This window comes from Clostridium sp. 19966 (genome assembly GCF_032335695.1).
In the GTDB taxonomy this organism is placed as follows: Bacteria; Bacillota; Clostridia; order Clostridiales; family Clostridiaceae; genus JACTOJ01.
The window spans coordinates 285,770-306,727 of the sequence record NZ_JACTOJ010000002.1 but is presented as its reverse complement, the minus strand read 5'-3'; the positions used below and the strand labels follow the sequence as shown (position 1 = coordinate 306,727).

Here is a 20,958-nt window from a genome sequence, read left to right as displayed (position 1 = left end):
ACAAATAACAAATTTTTAATTCATTTTTGTATATAAAAATGAAATTATCCAGTAAGCTTGCAGCTTGATATGGAAAACAAATTTTAGATAATGTATAATAGCTTGTAAAGGATTTTATTTTATGATTGCATTGGTTAACAACAATAGTACAATTAATTATTACTGATTTTTGGAAGGAGAATATAATGATAAATGATTTTATTGGCAGCATAACGAATATTAAGCATTATAAGGAAGTTGTTAAATATAGAATGACTAGGGTAATAGGATATCTATTATTGCTTACAGTGGTTTTTGGATTATTTGTTTCCCTGTCATTTCAGAAAAAATATATGACAGTGCTCTCAGCTATTCCTAAGGTATATGATTCTAAAATGCCAGAATTTAAAATTCAAAATGGTGAGCTTAGCACTAACAATAATGAAAAATTAGTTACTGAGGTAAATGGGGTTGGAGTAATAGTTGATTCATCTGTTAAATCAAGTGACAGTTTAGTTAAAAAATATAAACAAGCTTTTGCTATGACTGAGGATGGTATGATAATAAAAACCTCTGGTAATAGTATTATGAATATACCTTATAGGGATATGTTTAACAGTGACACAGATAAGCAAGCTGCAAGAAATGTAGTAGGATCAATACCATATTTTATTTTGCTTTTATCAGCAATAATTTTAGTGATTTTTATTTGTCTTAGCTTTATTTATTCATTATTGTTTGGAGCAATAGGATTAATATTTAAAAAAATGAGACCCTCAAAACTAAAATTTAAGGAGACCTATAGAATATCTGTTTATTCTTTGACACTGCCTATTGCAGTAATAGGTATAATATCTTTATTTCCTTTTATAAACATAAGCATGTATTACTATTTTTACATTTATATGATTGCGGCAGTTTATGTTATAAGAGCGCTTGGAAAGAATGATTTTTAAATTAGGATATTTTTTAAACCATTGAAGGAGGAAGAAAATGAATATAGAAAAAAGAAAATTTTTAGGAAACGATGCATTATATTTCGAGGCTGGAGGATATGAGGCACTTATGCTTCCAAGCTGGGGAGCTAATATAGTTGAGCTTAAAAATAAAAAGCTTGGAGTTGATATATTTAGAACTCCTAAAAGTTATGAAGATTTAGCAGATATGCCTCAAGCCTATGGAATACCTATTTTATTTCCACCAAACAGAATTGAAGATGGAAAATTTTCTGCTGAAGGAAAGGAATATAAATTTCCAATAAATGAGGTGAATAATAATAACCACATACATGGGATTTTGATAAGGCAGCAATTTGCAGTAACAAAGGCGGAGATATTGGAAAAAGAAGAGGCTGTGGAAATAGAAGCTGTTTTTGAAAGTAATAGATTTAATGATGCAATATATAGCTATTTTAAACATGAATTTCAATGTAAATTGAATTATAGATTAAGCTCAGAAGGCCTGACCCACAAGGTAAGCTTCATAAATAAAAGTAAAGAAGCAATGCCCTTTGGATTAGGTTTCCATACTGCTTTTAATACCCCATTTTGCCAAGGAAGCTCAAAAGAGGAATACAAGCTTAAATTATCAGTTGATAAGAAGTGGGAGGTAAACTCTAGGATGCTTCCTACTGGGAAATACCTTCCTTTAAGTGAGGAGGAAAAGAAATATAGAGAAGAAGGAATGATGCCTTTTGCTATATCACTAGATACCCCCTATACTGTAAATAAATTGAATATTTCAGGAAAAGAGTATCATGGAGCAATACTTTCAGACATACATAAGAATATAAGTCTATTCTATGAAGTGGGAGATGAATATAAGGATTGGACAGTATGGAACTGGGAAAAAACTGTTGATTTTTTGTGCCCAGAGCCACAAACTTGGGCAATAAATGCTCCTAATATTAATTTGCCAGCAGAAGAAACTGGTTTCAGAATGCTTTCTCCTGGAGAGACATGGAGCGAACAAAGCAAGATATATTTAAAGAAGGCTGCGGTTTAAAAGAATATTGATAAATGAAGTTTTACATCAATGTTTTTCTAAGTAGGGAATAAACTTTTTAATTATGAAAATTTCATGTGTAGTGATATAATAACCGTGTAAATACATCTTGTGGGAGGTAATTTAAATGTTATATCCATTAAAATTTGAACCGGTATATAAAGATTATATTTGGGGCGGCAGAGAGCTTGCAAAGTTTGGGAAAGATTTACCAGAAGGCATAGTTGCAGAAAGCTGGGAAATATCAGGCCATCCAGACGGAGAAGGAATTGTTGCTAATGGAGAATATAAGGGAATATCCTTAACAGCTTTAATAAAAAAATTAGGAAGAGATTTAGTAGGGTATAAGTTGGAAGAGAAAGATGTAGAAAAATTTCCTCTTCTTATAAAACTAATTGACGCTAATGATAGATTATCCGTGCAAGTTCATCCTGAAGATGAATATGCTCAAGTCCATGAAAATGGAGAATACGGCAAAAATGAAATGTGGTACATAGTTGAAGCTAAAGAAGGCGCTAAGATAGTTTATGGAGTTAAACCTGGTACAACTAGAGAAAGCTTTGCTAAAGCTGTAAAAGAAGACAGAATAGAAGATTGCCTTAACTACATAGAAGTAAAGACTGGAGATGCAGTTAATATACCAGCAGGCCTTGTTCATGCTATAGGAGCTGGAATACTTATTGCTGAGATCCAGCAGAATTCAAATACTACCTATAGAGTGTTTGACTATAATAGAACAGATAAGAATGGAAATAAGAGACCACTTCATATAGAAAAGGCTTTAGATGTAATAAACTTTGAAAACTGCAATGTGAAAGGAAAATTGAAGCCTTTAGAAATTAAGCTAGATGATAAGAGCAGTAAGAAGTACCTAGTTGCAAATAAATATTTTTCAGTAGAAAAGTATTCTATAGATGGAACTATTAAAGAAAATGCAGATGGAGAAAGATTTTTCACTTATACTTGTTTTGATGGCGAAGGAGAAATAAGTTTTAATGGTGGAAAAGAAACTATAAAGAGAGGTCAATCAATTCTTATACCTGCAGCTTTAGGGGAATATGAAATAAGCGGAAAATTAGAGCTTGTAAAGTCTTGCGTTCCTAATTTAGAGAAAGATGTTATAGCTCCTTTAGAGAAAGCAGGATATTCAAAAGAAGAAGTGCTTAGCCAAGTGGTAACTGCATAGTTTTAAATAATAATTGAAAATTAATAATTTATGTAAGAAGAGCTCTATAAGGGGCTTTTCTTTTTTTATATGGTTAAATTTTATTGTTAAATACCCCAAAAAATTTACATGAAATACATTAGAAATTAGATATATGTACTAAGAAAGATATAGTATATGGCATAAAAAAATAAAAAAAGACAAACATCTCTATTTTTCTATGAAAACATATACAGTTTTGTGGGTATAGGTTTTCTCCAGGATGTAATATTATCTACTTAGAGATTGAAATCGATTGCTTTATACAATATATAAATGGAGGTATAATATGAACGTTTCTACAGAAATCCAAGCAGTCAATACTAGCAAGAAAAAAAAGATAACCCTAAAGAAATTAAAAGATCAGCGTTATCTTATGCTTATGTCGATACCTTTTGTAATATGGGTAATTGTATTTAAATATTTGCCATTAGCAGGATGGAGCATGGCATTTCAAGATTATAAACCTGGACAATCTATGTTTGATCAAACATGGGTAGGACTTAAATATTTTAAACAATTATTTTCAGATGATATGTTTCCTAAGGTAATGATAAATACCTTGGCCATGAGTATTTTAGGAATTATATTTGGTTTTTTAATACCTATAGTTTTTGCATTATTTCTGAATGAACTTAGAGGAGTAAAGTTTAAAAGACTTGTACAAACAGTATCATATCTTCCACACTTTGTTTCTTGGGTAATAGTAGCCAATATAGTAACTACTATGCTGTCAACTACAGGTCCTGTAAATGAAATATTAGTGCACCTACATTTATTTTCTAAACCTGTAGATTTTATGACCAAGCCTAATTGGTTTTGGGGAATTGTTACTGGCTCAGATGTTTGGAAAGAAACTGGTTGGAACGCCATAATATATTTGGCCGCTATGACTGGAATCGATACAGAACAGTATGATGCAGCTAAAGTTGATGGAGCAAATAGGTTTAGGCAGATAATTCATATTACTCTTCCTGGAATAAGACCAACAGTAATTGTTTTACTTATAATGAGCATAGGAAATCTTATAAATATAGGATTTGAAAAACAGTGGCTTTTAGGTAATAACATAGTAGCTGATAAATCATTGGTCCTTGATAAATACGCATTAGATTACGGTATTGGAATGTTTAGATATTCTTTCGGTACAGCTATAGGTATTTTTAAATCAGTAGTTAGTATCGTATTACTTATCTTTGCTAACCAAGTAGCTAAGAGAAGCGGAGAAGGAAGAATCATATAAAGGAGGGGTTTTAGTGTCTAAAATTTTTAAGAAAATAACAGGCTTTGATATTATTTTATACTTGATTATGACATTTATTATGATTATCACTGTATATCCGTTTCTCCATATACTCGCAGTATCTTTTAATGATTCTTTAGATACTGTAAGAGGAGGAATAGGAATACTTCCAAGAAAACTTACTACAGCAAATTATTCTCAAATATTTTCTGGAAGCAGTAATTTGCCACATGCATTTTTTATGTCAGTATTAAGAACAGTGGTAGGTACTGTATTAGGAGTATTTTGCAGCTGTATGCTTGCCTTCACATTAAGTAGACAAGATTATGTATTTAATAAATTTGTAGCAGCTATATTTGTATTCACCATGTATATAAGCGGCGGACTTATACCAGAGTTCATGCTTATAAAAAATGTAGGGCTCATAAATAGCTTTTGGGTCTATATAATTCCAGGTCTTATAAGCATATTTAATGTAATCATAATAAGATCTTTCATGGATGCTTTACCAGAAGCTCTTCAAGAATCTGCTATGATTGATGGAGCAAATGATTTTGTAATATTTTATAAAATAATATTGCCTCTTTGCTTACCAGTTATTGCTACAGTAGCTTTATTCGTTGCAGTTGGACAGTGGAATGCTTGGTTTGATACTTATTTATATGCCAGACAGGAGAGTTCACTTAGCACACTTCAATATGAACTTATGAAGATTTTGGATAATGCGAATACTCTTAACAAAGTGGATCCAAATTCTCCTACGAATAAGATGAATACAAACCCAGAGTCTATTAAGATGGCTATTACAATAGTGGCTACGGTTCCAATTCTTATAGTATATCCGTTCCTGCAGAAATACTTTGTTTCTGGTATGACTTTAGGAGCAGTTAAAAGTTGATAATTTAGGATATAAATTTTTATATCCTATTTTATATAAAAATAAATTATAGGGGGAAAATCATGAAAAAAGTCAAAATTATTAGTTTATTGATTTCAGTGGCACTTATTTCAACTGCAATGGTTGGATGTTCAAGTAAGTCCAAAGACACAGACACTAAGGGATCTAAAGACAAGAGTCCGGTTACTTTGACAATTTTTGATGCCGACTTATCTACAGACATTGATTTTACCGATCCAGTAGCAAAAAAGATTACAGAAAAAACTGGAGTAACCTTAAAGTATACTCATCCAGTTGGTGGAGATACTCAAGCAATTCCACTTATGATTGCCAGTGGAACCTATCCAGACATGATTTATGCAAAGGGAGATACAAGTAAACTTGTGGATGCTGGAGCTCTTGAAAAATTAGATGATTACATTAACAAAGATGGAGACAACATAAAGAAGCTATATGGCGATCAGTTAAAGAAACTGAGATATAGCTTGAATGACAAATCCATATATACAGTAGGAACAAATGGTGTTCATACAGCTACTTGGAGCACAAGTGGTACACTGCAGCTTCAAAATGCTGTTCTAAAGGATTTGAATTATCCTAAGATAAAAACTATTGCTGATTATGAAAACGCTCTCAAGAGCTATCTTGCAAAAAACCCTACTATTGATGGTCAGAAAACCATTGGTATGTCTCTTGTTGGAAGTGAATCCTTCAGATGGCTTATAACAGTAGGTAATCCAGCAGGATATGCAGCAGGATTGCCAGATGATGGTCAGTGGTATATAGATGATTCAACTCAAAAAGCTACTTATAAGTTTGAGCTTCCAGAAGTAAAGACTTATTTTAAATGGATGAATCAGATGAATGCAGATGGAATATTAGATCCAGAAGCATTTACACAAAAGTATGATACTTATATTTCAAAGCTTTCCTCTGGAAGAGTTTTGGGAATATCTGATGCTAACTGGGATTATGGTGATGCAACTAAAGCTCTTATAGCAGCTAACAAAGCAGAAAGAACTTATGCTCCTCTAGCAGTAACTGTAGATGATAGCAAAAAAGATCCAAGTCTTAAGGATTATGGTTACAGCGGTGGTTGGGGAGTTGCAATTGCTAAGAACTCTAAAAACAAAGAGAGAGCATTCCAATTCTTAGATTGGATGGCATCTGATGAAGCACAGGTACTTACTAACTGGGGAATTGAAGGAACTAACTATAAGGTTGAAAATGGCAAGAGAGTTATACCAGCAGATGAACTTGCTAAGAAGAACTCAGACAAAGATTACAGCAAGAAAACAGGCGTTGGTCTTTACCCTTATCCATTCCCAGAACAAGGAGATGGAGCTAAGGATTCAACAGGAAACTACTACACAACTAACAGTGAAGAAAACATTGCAGCAAGCTACAATACTGCTGAAAAAGAAACTTTAAAAGCATATAATGCAAAGCTTTGGACTGATTTGTTCCCAACAGCAAAAGATCTTGGCGGACAGTCTAAGCATGGACAAGCTTGGGAATTCAGCATAGACAGCTCTAGTGATCTTTCAATCATACAGAAAAAAGCTGATGACTACGTACAAAAAGCTATAACACAGACTATACTTGGAAAACCAGCTGATTTTGATTCTGCTTGGAATAAGATTCAGAGTGACTTAAAGTCAATGGGAATTCAGAAGGCTGATGATGCTATGACACAGTTAACTAAAGACAGAATATCACTTTGGAATAGTAAGTAATAAAAGAATAAATGCTTGACTGAAAGCAAATGCTTTTTAGTCAAGCATTTTTACTAAGATAGCAATATTTGTGTGAGAAGGTAACAATATGAAGCTGTTAAAAAAAGCAAATTGTATCATCAATAATATGAAGATTAGAAAAAAGCTCATAGGAATATATATAATAGCTGTGCTTCCTGTTTTAATAGTTGGAATTTATCTTACAAACGGAATGAAGAATATTGTTGTTGAAAATGCCGTGAAGGAAGCTTCTGTAAATACTGATAGAATATCAGATAGATTTAACGATATAGTTAAGATAGCAAACTATGTTTCTGATAGATTATATTTTAATAGTACTCTTAGCAATATTGTTTTAACAAAATATAAGAGTACATCTCAAATTGTTGAAACCTATGATTCCATAGATTTATTTGATCAATATTTAAATTTTTACAACGAAATAAAGAGCATAAGATTTTATGTAGATAATGATACCATGCTTGATAATTCTACATTTATAAGAGCTACAGAAAATATTAAAAACTCGCCTTGGTATAAGAAGGCTTATAGTAACAATGGAGCTATAATTTGGATGTATAAGCATGATGATATAGCTAATGATAATTATTTAAGCTTAATAAGGCTGGTAAAAGATTCTAATAATGTTAATTTAGGAGTATTGGTAATAAATATTAACCAAGACAGCATTAGATCAATAATCAATAATGAACCTTATACTACCATTATAAGCTTAGACAAAAGCAATATGGTGATGAGCAATAAAAGCGATGCAGAATTAATAAAAATAAATTTTGAGGATGAGAAATACTTAGGTGAAAAAGAAAATTACATTAAGAAAATATATTACAAAGGAGAAAAATCCAATGTGATTTTAAAAGAATTTCAGCCCGATAAGGCATTGAATAATACATTTGAAATAAGCACAGTAATGTCTATTGATGACATAACTCAAAAATCAGTGCAGATACAAAATAAAGGCTTTGCAATTACTGGAATAAGTTTGATTCTATCTATAATCTTAATATTAGTGTTTTCTCATATTTTTACAAGAAGAGTAGAGCTTCTTAGAAAAGAAATGCATAAAGTAGTATCTGGAGACTTTAATATCAGTGCCGATATAGGCGGGAATGATGAAATAAAGGAGCTATATGATGATTTATATGCTATGATGAGAAGCATAGAACAGCTTATACAAGAGGTCTATGTAGTAAGAATACAAAAAGAGCAGCTGGTAAATAAACAAAAGGAAGCTCAGTTTAAAATGCTTTCCAGTCAGATAAATCCACATTTTTTATATAATACTCTTGAGACTATAAGAATGAAAGCCTTTTGTAATGGTCAGAAGGAGATTGCGGATATAGTTAAGATGCTTGGTAAAATAATGAGAAGAAATTTGGAAGTAAAAAATAAATTGGTTTCTTTAGAATCAGAAATTGAACTTACTAAAAGCTATTTAGCTATTCAAAAATTGAGATTTGGAGATAAAGTGAATTACAATATAGAAATATTGTGTTCTGTGGAAGAATATAAGATATTGCCACTGCTTCTTCAGCCAATTGTTGAAAATGCTTTTATACATGGACTTGAGAACAAAGAAGATAGAGGAACTATAGATATTGTAATAGAAAATGAAAATGGTATACTTAATATAGATGTAATCGATAACGGCATTGGAATTTCGGAAGAGAAATTGAAGGATATAAAGGAAAAGTTAAGTGATTCCGGCAGTGATGATGGTGAAAGTATAGGAATAAGAAATGTTAATCAAAGAATAAAGATATATTATGGAGAAAGCTATGGAGTGAGCATAGTAAGTAAAGTTAAGCAGGGAACAAAAGTTAGGATCAGTATCCCAGTAAGTGAGGAGGGTTTTTATGATATTAAAGGTACTTATTGTTGATGATGAGCCATTGGTAAGAGAAGGACTTAAAAGCATTATCGATTGGGGAAAATATGGCTTTCAGGTTTGCGGTGAAGCATCAGATGGTAAGGATGCTCTTAATAAAATAATTAATTTAAATCCTAATCTAGTATTAATGGATATTAAAATGCCAGGAATAACTGGACTAGATGTAATAAAAAATGCAAATTCTATGGGGTATAGTGGGAAATATATAATTCTTACAGGATATTCTGATTTTGAATATGCTAAAAGTTCTATTTCCTTAGGGGTAAGCTCCTATATTCTTAAGCCAATTGATGATACGGAACTGGAAGAAATAGTAGATAAAATACACAATGAATTTGAAAAGGAAGAAGAAATAAATAGACAGCTTGAAAAAAGCAATAAATATGTAAAGGAAAAAGCGTTAAAAAATATAATTACTGGTACAGGAGACTCCATAGGCTTAAGTATGGATAAAGCTGCATTAGGCTTTAGTAAATCCGTATCCAAGTATTCTGTAGCAACCATAGAATTTTATCAGCAAGAAATAGTGGACATAAGTGATGGCTTTATAGAAAGAATATATGATTTTATTCCTAATAAATCAGATGTAGAAGTAGCCTATATTGCTGATAAGATGGTTATTTTATTTGAAGGCTTGGATTATGAGGATACTATGGATATATTAGAAAAGCTTTATGAAAGACTTTTTGCAAAATTATTTAAAAATGTTCTTATAACAAAGGGTATGGAAGTATGTACAGTGGAAGAAATAAGTGAATCCTATAAAAATGCGTTAGACCTTGCAAAAAGAAAATTTTTCTTTGAGGATAAAAATATAATAAGCGGCGAATATTTAGAGAAAGAGCTTTTGATAAATGATAATAGTCAATTGATTATATCTGATTTTATAGAAGAAGTATATACCTATATAGAAGTGTATGAAGAAGAGAAAATAAATGAAAATATAGAGATTTTAAGGCTGTATTTGTTAGAATATATAGATACTGAAGCCATGGTTAAAACAATATGTTCCAATATTCATATAGGAATAATTAAAAAAATAGCTGCCAATTATACTGATAAGTACGTTATTTGTGATTATGAAGATATTATAAAAGATATATATGGTAAGGAAAACCTTTCAAAACTCATGGAATATTTAAAACAGGAGCTTATTAATATATCTAAAAATATATGCGATACCACTACGGATAATATAATAAAGAGAATGATAGCATATATACAGAAAAATTATTATAAGCCACTAAGACTTGAAAGTCTAGCGGAGCTTTTCAATTATAACAGCGCTTATTTGGGAAAATTATTTAAAAGTCATACAGGAGAAAATTTTAACTCATACCTAGACAAAATAAGAATTGAAAATGCTAAGCATTTATTAATGGAGAGTGACATAAAAGTTTATCAAGTGTCAGAAAAAGTAGGATATAAAAATATAGATTATTTTTACGAAAAATTTAAGAAGTACGTAGGTGTGAGTCCAAAAGAATATAAAAAAATTGATAAGGTATTATAATCAAATATAATAAAGGAGATGTGACTATGAGGCTATGGTATGATAAGGCGGCTAAGGCAGATGACTGGAATGAGGCTCTTCCTATAGGCAATGGAAGAATAGGAGGAATGGTTTATGGTGGAGTTAAAAATGAGCATATTCAGCTAAATGAAGATACTGTTTGGGATGGAGGACCTAGGGATAGAAACAATAAGGATGCTCTTAAATACTTACCTATAATAAGGGAACTTCTTGCAAAAGGTAATATTAGTGAGGCAGAAAGATTAACAGAACTAGCTATGTCTGGCACCTCTGAAGATCAAAGACATTACCAGACCCTAGGTGATATATACATAGACTTCAATCATCAAGAAGAAGCCATAAATTATGAAAGAGAACTAGATTTGGACAAAGCCTTGGTAAGAATTAAATATTCCATAGGTGACATTAATTACCGCAGAGAAATATTTACTAGCAATCCCAGAAATGTTATGGTAATGAAATTAACTGCCAGTGAAAAAAATAAAATATCTTTTATTATGAGATTGTCCAGAGAAAGATATTATGATAGGCAGGAAGCAGAGGGAGAAGATACTCTTATTCTTAATGGAAAAAGCAGCAGCAAATACGGAATAGAGTTTTGCGCACTTCTAAAGGGTAAGGTAAAGGATGGCAGCATGTATACTATTGGCAATAAGCTAGTAGTAGAGAAGGCTACTGAAGTAACTTTGCTGTTTACTGCTAGAACAGATTATTGGAAGGAAAATCCTGAGCAGTGGTGCAGAGAAAATTTAGATTCAGCATTTAAGCTGGAATATGAAGATATAAAAGCAGAGCATATAGCCGATTATAAAAAATTATTTGATAGAGTAAAATTAAATTTAATAGATGAGGATTATAAAGAAAATATACCTACTGATGTACGATTAGAGAAAATACGTAATGGTGAGAAGGATTTGGGAATTGTACAGCTATACTTTCAATTTGGAAGATATCTTCTTATAAGCTGCAGCAGACCAGGTACTCTTCCTGCTAATTTACAGGGTATATGGAATGAGGAAATGGTGGCGCCTTGGGGAGGAAAGTTCACTATAAATATAAACACTGAAATGAATTACTGGCCAGCAGAGGTTTGCAATCTTTCAGAGTGTCATGAACCTTTGTTTGATCATTTGCAGAGAATGAGGGCGCCAGGAAGGATAACCGCAAAAAAAATGTATGATTGCAATGGATTTATGTGTCATCATAATACAGATATATGGGGGGATACTGCGCCTCAGGATCTTTGGAGGCCTGGCACTCAATGGCCTATGGGAGCTGCATGGCTATGTCTTCACTTATGGGAGCATTATGAATTTACTCAGGACAGAGCCTTTTTAGCAAAATACTATGATACTATGAAGGAAGCAGCAGAATTTTTTGTGGATTTTCTTATAAAAAATGATAAAGGACAGTTAGTTACATGTCCATCTGTTTCTCCAGAGAATACATATATGCTGCCAAATGGGGAAAAAGGTTCACTTTGTATGGGACCATCCATGGATAGTCAGATAATATATGCTCTTTTTTCCGCCTGCATTGATGGTGCGGCTATACTTAACATAGAGAAAGAATTTAAAGAAAAAATAACTGCTATGAGAGAACTTCTACCTAAACCTCAAATAGGGAAATATGGTCAGATTCAGGAATGGGCAGAGGATTATGATGAGGTAGAGCCAGGTCACAGACATATCTCTCAATTATTTGCTCTTCACCCATCCAATCAAATAACTGTGAGAGAAACACCTGAACTTGCAGAAGCTGCTAAAAATACTCTAAAAAGAAGACTATCCTATGGAGGAGGTCATACAGGCTGGAGCAGGGCGTGGATAATAAATATGTGGGCAAGACTAGAAGAGAGCGAGCTTGCTTATGATAACATAATAGCTTTACTTGGAAAATCTACATTGCCTAATATGTTTGACACTCATCCTCCATTTCAGATAGATGGAAACTTTGGAGGTACAGCAGGAATTGCAGAAATTCTTCTTCAAAGCCATACAGGCTATATTCATCTTCTGCCAGCACTTCCTAAGCTTTGGGAAAATGGCAGCGTTACGGGCCTTTGTGCAAAAGGAGGCTTCGAGGTAGATATAAATTGGGCTTCAAATAAGCTGGCTGAAGCTGCTATAAGATCAAAGGCGGGAAAACTTTTCAGATTATACAGTGAAGATAAATTAACTGTTCTTAAAGGTGATGAAGTTATATTTATAAAGCGTTCAAATCAGAAAAATATAATAGAATTTGAGACAGAAATAGGACAAGAATACAAGTTGATACCTGAAAATTAAAAAAGTGGCTTGAGCCACTTTTTTATTGATTAAACTCCATGAAGTTTTTTGAATTCACCAGGAGTAACCTTTTCCAGTCTTTTGAATATAGAGCAGAAATAACTTACATCGTCATAGCCGCAATTCAAAGATATATTTTTTATGGACATATCCCTCTGCTTTAATATCATTTCTTTACTGTTTTTTATTCTGATGCTGTTTATATATTCAAATATTCTCATACCAGTAGTCTTTTTGAAGAGGGCACAGAGATATTGAGGAGTTATATCAGCTATAGAAGAAAGCTCCTCTAAAGTTATCACTTTATTAAAATGAGAATCTATATAGTCAAAAATATTTTTAAGCTTAGAATAGTGCCCAACTATGAAGTCTGATTTATCTTTAGAAGCATAAGCTATGATATCTATTATTAAGCTGTAAAGTATTTTTGAACAATCAAGACTCTTTAATGTATTATAGGATGTACAAATGTCCAACATTTTCTCAGTTCTGAGAAGAATAAGTTCTGGTTCAGAAACATAAAACACTTGAGATTTATCCATGCCCGCCTTTTTAAACATTTCTGAGGATAAGTAACCGCCAATAGTAAGCCAATCTACCTCCCAATGCTCTGATGTGCTGTAGTATTCATGAGCTATATTGGGAAATAGTAGGAAACCTTGATTTTCATTTACATTGTAGGTATAGCCGTCTACAATCAATTTACCTGTACCTTTTCTACACTGAATCCATTGCAGATAAGGGTAGCCGTTGGGTCTATAAACATTTTCTTGAGAATGTTTACATCCAACTCCCGCAAGAAAAAGCGGCAACTTTTGTTCAAAGTCAGTAATTAAAGGAAATATCATACCCATTTCCATCACCCTAATTCATATATGTTATTTAGTATTATCAGAATTGGAATTAATTTTCTCTTCTAGCTGTGCTAATATATCTTTTTCATAGAACATTATTAAATAAGCTATTACGCTGGCAAAGAATAATATGCCTATCATCTTTAAGTACTTTATTAGAAAGAAAACCACTACTATTATGGACAAATTTAAGATAGTGATATTAAACTTTCTTATAGTAAAATAAAAAGAAGTTTTTATAATATCTGTGGTCTTCATGTAAAATCTAGTAAGTATAGGGAAGGCATGAAGTCCTAATAGAACCACTAATGCAAAAGCTACCAAAAAGAAAGGATAAAGTATAGCAAATCCTGCATTCTGATGGGTAGAATTTAAATCTACAAGAAGTACGGTGACTGCAACTAACTGGAATAACCATATTTTTATAGCTTGTTTAAAATTTTGCTTAAAAGCAGAAAAATAGTCTTTCGCTACAGACAATTCCTTTTGTCTTAAAAGCTTATGCATTACAGACAATATAGCTGCAAAAGAAGGTCCTAAAGGAATTGCAGTTATAAATAATAAAAGGTATGTAAGAAAGCCTGGAGTACCGAATAAAAGTAATATAAAAAACAATATGTTTGTAAAAACAAATATTAAATTTGTCATAAGAAAATAATAGATATAGTTTGTTATCGTATACAACGGACTGTCGAAAAAATTGCCTTTTGACATATAAAAGCCTCCAATAATATAGAATTATGTTTACAGTACTATTCTAACTTATTTTGCCTAAATAATCAATAATAGCAATATAAGGTGGTGTTAATAAAGTATGAACAAAAGGATAATAAGTTTAAAATCTTATTATCCTTATATATGGCTATATTAAAATGTTTTTCAAATTTCTCTTAACAGTTTCATTGTTTTTTTTACATCTATTTGTATAATCTGACAATTGATCATTATCAATTTTGTATATATCGAAGTATTTTGCATGTTCTGAAGCGAAATATAAACCACATACGCTGGCAGTAGGCTCCATCATAAAGCTTTCGGTGAGATTCACACCTATTTTGTTTCCATTCATAAGCTTGAAAAGTTTTTCCTTTTCGCTGTGATCTCTCAAGGAAGGATAACCAAAAGCTGGACGTATGCTTCTATAAGCACCCTTTAATAAGTCCTGCATAGAAATGTCTTCCTCCGCAGCATATGCCCAATACTCTTTTCTTAATTTAAGATGAAGCAGTTCAGAGAAAGCCTCAGCCAACCTATCAGCTAATATTTTTACCATTATAGCTCCATAATCATCTCCAGCTTCCTTTAATTTTAGGCTGTATTCATTTGCACCTATGCCTCCGGTAACTATGAAAGCACCTATATAATCATTTACAGCAGAAGCTTCTGGAGCAATATAATCACTTAAGCATCTGTATTCACCGAGCTTATTAATCTCTTGCTGCCTTAAAAGATTGAAGGTAGTGAGCAGTTCTTTTTTATCTGCATCATATACTTTTATGTCATCTCCAGAAGAATTTGCAGGGAAGATTCCAAGCAATCCTTTTGCTGTAAGTATATTATTTTTCTCAATGAAATCCAGCATTTTGTTTGCATCTTCATAAATCTTTTTAGCTTCTTCTCCATATTTTGGATCATCCATTATCTTTGGATAAGTGCCTTTCATATCCCAGGCAATAAAGAAGAAAGTCCAGTCTATATATTTTCTAAGCTCACTGATAGGATAACTATCAAATTCTTTTATGCCTAGGAAGTTTGGTTTTACTATTTTTACCTTCTCCCAATCTATTTTAAAAGATTTTGCTCTAGCTTCATTCAAAGGGAGAAACTTTCTTTCTATCTTAGAATAGTTTTCTCTAACCTTAGCATATTCTTCATTTATTCCTTTAAGATAAATATCTCTTAAATCTTTATTAGCTAGTTTTTTAGCAGCTTCTACTGCCTTGGAAGCATCTGTAGTATGCACCACACCTCTTGAATATTTCGGAGCTATTTTTAATGCAGTATGAGTTTTAGAAGTGGTAGCTCCTCCAACCATCAAAGGAATATTAAAGCCTTGTCTCTCCATCTCTTCAGCTACATAGCACATTTCTTCCAAAGAAGGAGTGATGAGACCACTCAAAGCAATTATATCTGCATTTTCTCGTTTTGCCGCCTCTAATATAGTTTCACAGGGTACCATGACTCCTAAATCTATTACTTCAAAATTATTACAGGATAATACCACTGAGACAATATTTTTACCAATATCATGAACGTCGCCTTTCACGGTAGCAAAAACCACTTTACCAGCACTGCTTCTACCTTCTCCAGACTTTTCAGCCTCAATATATGGAAGAAGGAAGCTTACTGCCTTTTTCATGACTCTTGCACTTTTTACTACTTGAGGAAGAAACATTTTTCCTTCACTAAAAAGTTCGCCAACCACATTCATTCCAGACATTAGAGGCCCTTCTATAACTTCTAAAGCTCTGCTTACATTTTTTCTAACTTCCTCAACATCCTCTTCAATGTAATCAGTAACACCTTTTACCAAAGCATATTTCAATCTTTCCTCAGCAGAGGTGTTCCTCCAGGCTAATTTATTTTCTTCATGAGCATTTTCTTTATTTTTGTATTTTTCAGCTAATTCAATTAGTTCTTCAGCTGCATTTTCATTCTTATTTAAAATTACTGCTTCCACTTTTTCAAGCAAGACCTTATCAATTTCATCATATATTTGAATCATTCCCGGATTAACTATTCCCATGTCCATTCCAGCAGAGATTGCATGATATAGAAAAGCAGAGTGCATAGCTTCTCTTATGGCATTATTCCCTCTAAAGGAGAAGGAAAGGTTGCTTACTCCTCCGCTTACCTTTGCATAGGGGAGGTTTTCCTTTATCCACTTTGTTGCATTTATAAAATCTACAGCATAGTTATTATGTTCTTCCATGCCTGTGGCTATAGCCAATATGTTAGGATCAAAAATTATATTCTCTGGTGAGAATTTAACCTCATTAACTAGAATGTCATAAGCTCTTTTACATATGTGAATTTTTCTTTGAAAATTGTCCGCCTGACCTTTTTCGTCAAAGGCCATAACTATTATACCTGCTCCATATTTATTTATTAACTTTGCTTCTCTTATGAATTCTTCTTCTCCATTTTTTAAGGATATTGAATTTACTATAGCTTTGCCTTGAATTGCTTTAAGACCTGTTTCTAGAACTTCAAATTTAGAAGAATCAATCATCACTGGAACTTTTGAAATTTCGGGCTCACTGGCCAGCAATTTTAGGAATGTGTCCATTTCAACTTTTGCATCCAGAAGGGCGTCATCAAAATTTACATCTATGATTTGAGCACCATTTTCTACCTGGTCTTTAGCGATTGATAAGGCTTCTTCGTATTTTTTTTCTCTTATAAGTCTGGCAAATTTAGCTGAACCTGCTACGTTTGTTCTCTCTCCAACATTCACAAAATTAGAACTTTTATTTATTCTAGTTACTTCAAGTCCGCAGAAAACACTTTCTCTTTCTATTTCTGGAAGCTTTCTGGGTTGTACCTTTGAAACTGCAGCAGCTATAGCTTTTATGTGATCTGGAGTGGTACCGCAGCATCCTCCAACAATATTTAAGTCACCCTCATGAGCCAAATTTTTTACTATACCAGCCGTTATTTCCGGAAGTTCATCATATTCACCTAAGGAATTTGGGAGTCCTGCGTTAGGATGAAAGCTTATATAGAGGTTTTGTGTTTTAGAAAGAGTTTTGATGAATGGAATCAAATCTTCAGCACCAAAGGAACAATTCAATCCGATACTTACAACTCTATGATTCTTCATGCTTTCTGCAAAAGCCTCTAAGGTTTGACCAGATAAAATTCTTCCGCTTTTATCAGCAATAGTTCCGGAAATCATAACAGGAATATCTAGATTTCTATCAGTAAGAATAGTGTCTGCCGCAAATATAGCAGCTCTTGCATTAAGAGAATCAAATATGGTTTCAATAAGTAAAAGATCTACTCCGCCGTCAATAAGTCCGTTAATCTGTTCTTCATAGCTAACAACCAGATCATTAAAACTTACATTTCTGAAGCCTGGATTTTCTACGTCTGGTGACATAGAAGCAGTTTTGTTAGTAGGACCAATAGAACCTGCTACAAAGCGTGGTTTATCAGGAGTTTTTAGGGTAAACTCATCTGCAGCTTCTCTAGCTAATTTTCCACCTTGAAAGTTTAACTCGTAAACTTTATCCTCCATATTATAATCTGCTTGAGATATTCTAGTGGAATTAAAGGTATTAGTTTCAATTATATCTGCACCTGCTTCTAGATATTTAATATGAATTTGCTTTATTATTTCAGGTTTTGTTATGTTAAGGAGATCATTATTGCCTTTTTGATTGGAGTGGCAGTGACAGCTTCCTCTAAAGGTTATTTCATCTAAATTATGCTTTTGGATACTGGTTCCCATAGCTCCATCTAGTACAAGTATCCTTTTATTTAAATGTTTAAATATATCATATCTCAAATTATTTGCCCCCTTATAATTGTTAAAAAATTATTTATAAAAATAAAAACGCTATTTTTCAAAAGAAAAATAGCGGATATTACACTATTCTTCTTATCTGCCAGAAATATTATTTCTGCTGGAATTAACACCTTTTATTCTATTTAAAGAATATAGGTTGTTGGGCTTCAAAGGGCCAGTCCCTCCACCTCTCTAGATAAGAATATTATTTACTTAAACTTTATATAAATTCTAAATTATAATGGTGTAAAAGTCAATAAAATATTGTATATATAAACAATTTAAGAAACTTCGTCTTTGTATTTTCCTGGGGAGATGTTTGTATATTTTTTAAATACTCTTGAGAAGGTACGAACATTATAGTAGCCCACAAGCTCAGCTATTTTTTCAATAGTGGAATTCTTATTAGCTTTAAGCAAAACCTTTGCTTGCTCTATCCTGAGCTTTGAAATATAATCCAGCAAACCTTCTCCTACATGGTCCTTAAATATTTTGGAAAGATATACAGGATGAACGCCGAATTGCTCACTAAGCTGTTCTAATCCAATATTGGGGTCATTATAATTTTTTTCTAAATAGGGGATAACACTGCTTATTACCCAACTGGAGCTCTTTTCTATATTTTTATTAACATGCGCACAAAAAGCCTTAAGAAAATTATCTAATTGATTTTTCATCTGATTTAAGGTTTTACAGCGCAAGAGCTGTTTAATCGGATTTAATTCCTGAAGAAATTTATCTTTGTCAAGGTCAGACACATCATTTACTGCTCTTATCATAGTGCTGACCATGTTAAGCATTAGGCATTGAGCTAGCTCTATATTCATTCCTGAATTGAGGTTTTTTGAAAAAATTTCATTGACGATTTTGCTAGCCATAGCATAATTTCCGGATTTTATATGATTCAAAAGCTGATGTTCCTGATTTAAAGGATAGCAATAAGTATCCTTAAAGGCACTGTTAATATCATCATAAGAAATATTTTGTTTTATTCCCATGATATTTTTATAGTTCATAGCATATAGAGATTCGTTATAGGCTATAGCAATATTTTCAATATTTTCATGTATTCCGCTCATAGAAAAAGAAATATTTGTTTTAAAGTTTTTATTTATGAATTCTTCCGTTTCGTTCATAGTATTTAAGGTATCAGATTTAGCAAAGAATATGTTATCTTGCTTGAAGTTGATTAGACAAACTAGATTGTTATCCGCTTCTACTACAAAGGCTTTATTTTTTTTATTAACTAAATCTATTATTATATTAGAAAGAATGAAATTTAAAGTGCTGAGCCTATTTCCCCAATAACAATTCAATGATTCTATATCCTCATCTGAGTCATTTATAAACAATGATATTACTGCAAAATAATTTGACTCAAAAGTTATATCAAAAGAAGAAAGTCCTTCATCTAAAGGAATGCTTTCATCAATGCCGCCCTTCAAAAGTTTTTGAAGAAAGTTATTTTTTAATATTAAATTTTGCTTAGACAACTTGTTGCTAATCAAATCATTATCAGCTAAAGTTTTCTGTATGGCTTTTTCTATCAGAGTATATTCATTTAAATTACTTTCCTCAATACTAGTGCTATCTTTTAAAATACCTAATAACTTTGTGATAGGATTATAATTTTTTTTCAGTGAGTAATAAGCGAAAATTGAGTAAAAAACCATGCTTAGAAGAAGGCCCAGTAAGGTGAAATATTTTATATAGTTTAGCTTTTGGAAAAATACACTGTTAGGAATCATAGTTACATATTTCCAATCAGTTTCTTTAGAAGAGATATAGGAAATAACCACTTTTTTTGAATTTATATATTTATACAGCACACCGCTCTTACCCTGCAGATTTTTAAAATTAAGCTCGTTAGACAAATTTACCGAAACAGAAGAGGCAATAATGTTATTTTTACTATCCAATATGAAGGATACACCTTTAGTCATGGTATTAATTCCGGATAATTGCTGCAATAGGTTTGTCTCATTTAATACTATTCCAGAGCTTACAGAAAGATCTAGATAATTAATTTGAGAAAGTGCTCTTACATAATTAAGTTTATTATTGTTTGAATGATCTTTGTCCATAATTGTAGTAAAGTATTTTTCGGGAGTTCTTTCATCAAATTCCTTAAGCCATTTTACAAAATCATTATTATTTGAGGAGTAAGTGTTTTTGAAAAAATCTTCTAAATCAAATATGCCATCAGCAGTTATTATTTTATTATAATTTTTTAGCATTATATAAGCACCGTTTATGCTGTTATTTAAGGAAGCGTAAGATTTTAGCGAAGATGCAATCTTATATACATTAAAGTAATCCGCATCAGTTAAATTTCCATTTGTTGAAAGAATATCTTGTATATTCGAATTATAGCTAAGTTCTAGACATACCTTTTTTATATTTTCAAGAGAGTTATCCATATTTGTGCGTATGGAACTTAACATAAAAGTATTTGAATTATTTATTTCAGACTTAATATTTTTGTCAGTCCATAAATAAATGAGCCCACTTACAATTATGAAAAGCACTAGAAATACAACATAAGATAGCAACCATGTGATTATAACGCTTTGTTTTTTACTGATAAACTAATCCTCATAATAATCTCCTTTTATAGGTAATGTAAACATTTTCAAGACATATGCTAAATATAGCATATTAATATTCTTAATACAATTTGGTTTATGCCTCATGCAGCAGGTCAATATTTAAGTATTAAAAAATGACCTATGAGATTAAAAAGTAATCGTTTAAAAAATTGATGTGTGGTGTTAGTATCACATTGTAAGAGGCCTC

Annotated in this window: 13 protein-coding genes and 1 riboswitch; of the genes, 9 read left to right on the top strand and 4 right to left on the bottom strand. The window is 32.0% G+C overall.

Annotated features, from left to right (window positions below):
• The first annotated feature begins 185 nt into the window (after positions 1-185).
• The 9 genes from IAI10_RS03270 (at position 186) to IAI10_RS03230 (ending at position 12,798) form a co-directional block, all read left to right on the top strand.
• Positions 186-935 carry a DUF1189 domain-containing protein gene (locus IAI10_RS03270; RefSeq protein ID WP_315671863.1) on the top strand — a complete coding sequence of 250 codons (750 nt, stop codon included), beginning with the start codon at positions 186-188 and terminating at the stop codon, positions 933-935.
• 37 nt (positions 936-972) lie between these two features.
• Positions 973-1,983, top strand: a complete 1,011-nt coding sequence (locus IAI10_RS03265; RefSeq protein WP_315671862.1) for an aldose 1-epimerase — start codon at positions 973-975, stop codon at positions 1,981-1,983.
• 127 nt (positions 1,984-2,110) lie between these two features.
• Positions 2,111-3,169, top strand: a complete 1,059-nt coding sequence (locus IAI10_RS03260; RefSeq protein WP_315671861.1) for a type I phosphomannose isomerase catalytic subunit — start codon at positions 2,111-2,113, stop codon at positions 3,167-3,169.
• Positions 3,170-3,476: 307 nt separating this feature from the next.
• Positions 3,477-4,430, top strand: a complete 954-nt coding sequence (locus IAI10_RS03255; protein ID WP_315671860.1) for an ABC transporter permease subunit — start codon at positions 3,477-3,479, stop codon at positions 4,428-4,430.
• 67 nt (positions 4,431-4,497) lie between these two features.
• On the top strand, positions 4,498-5,328 hold the full coding sequence (locus tag IAI10_RS03250; protein ID WP_315671898.1) for a carbohydrate ABC transporter permease: 831 nt from the start codon (positions 4,498-4,500) through the stop codon (positions 5,326-5,328).
• Between the two features lie 62 nt (positions 5,329-5,390).
• Positions 5,391-7,064, top strand: coding sequence for an ABC transporter substrate-binding protein (locus IAI10_RS03245; protein WP_315671859.1), 1,674 nt, complete (start codon positions 5,391-5,393; stop codon positions 7,062-7,064).
• Between the two features lie 88 nt (positions 7,065-7,152).
• On the top strand, positions 7,153-8,967 hold the full coding sequence (locus tag IAI10_RS03240; protein WP_315671858.1) for a histidine kinase: 1,815 nt from the start codon (positions 7,153-7,155) through the stop codon (positions 8,965-8,967).
• A complete protein-coding gene (locus tag IAI10_RS03235; RefSeq protein ID WP_315671857.1) occupies positions 8,942-10,489 on the top strand; it encodes a response regulator transcription factor in 1,548 nt (515 codons plus the stop codon). Before IAI10_RS03240 ends, IAI10_RS03235 begins: the two co-directional genes overlap by 26 nt.
• A 26-nt stretch (positions 10,490-10,515) precedes the next feature.
• Complete coding sequence (locus IAI10_RS03230) at positions 10,516-12,798, top strand: glycoside hydrolase family 95 protein (RefSeq protein ID WP_315671856.1); 2,283 nt, start codon at positions 10,516-10,518, stop codon at positions 12,796-12,798.
• 29 nt (positions 12,799-12,827) lie between these two features.
• On the opposite strand, the gene IAI10_RS03225 is transcribed toward IAI10_RS03230, so the two are convergent.
• The 4 genes from IAI10_RS03225 to IAI10_RS03210 form a co-directional block, all read right to left on the bottom strand.
• On the bottom strand, positions 12,828-13,652 hold the full coding sequence (locus IAI10_RS03225; RefSeq protein WP_315671855.1) for an AraC family transcriptional regulator: 825 nt from the start codon (positions 13,650-13,652) through the stop codon (positions 12,828-12,830).
• Positions 13,653-13,676: 24 nt separating this feature from the next.
• Positions 13,677-14,366 carry a DUF624 domain-containing protein gene (locus tag IAI10_RS03220; protein WP_315671854.1) on the bottom strand — a complete coding sequence of 230 codons (690 nt, stop codon included), beginning with the start codon at positions 14,364-14,366 and terminating at the stop codon, positions 13,677-13,679.
• 148 nt (positions 14,367-14,514) lie between these two features.
• Positions 14,515-18,162 carry a methionine synthase gene (gene metH, locus IAI10_RS03215; protein WP_315671853.1) on the bottom strand — a complete coding sequence of 1,216 codons (3,648 nt, stop codon included), beginning with the start codon at positions 18,160-18,162 and terminating at the stop codon, positions 14,515-14,517.
• 90 nt (positions 18,163-18,252) lie between these two features.
• Positions 18,253-18,365, bottom strand: a riboswitch (SAM riboswitch).
• A gap of 78 nt (positions 18,366-18,443) precedes the next feature.
• On the bottom strand, positions 18,444-20,690 hold the full coding sequence (locus IAI10_RS03210) for an AraC family transcriptional regulator (protein WP_315671852.1): 2,247 nt from the start codon (positions 20,688-20,690) through the stop codon (positions 18,444-18,446).
• Positions 20,691-20,958: the final 268 nt, after the last annotated feature.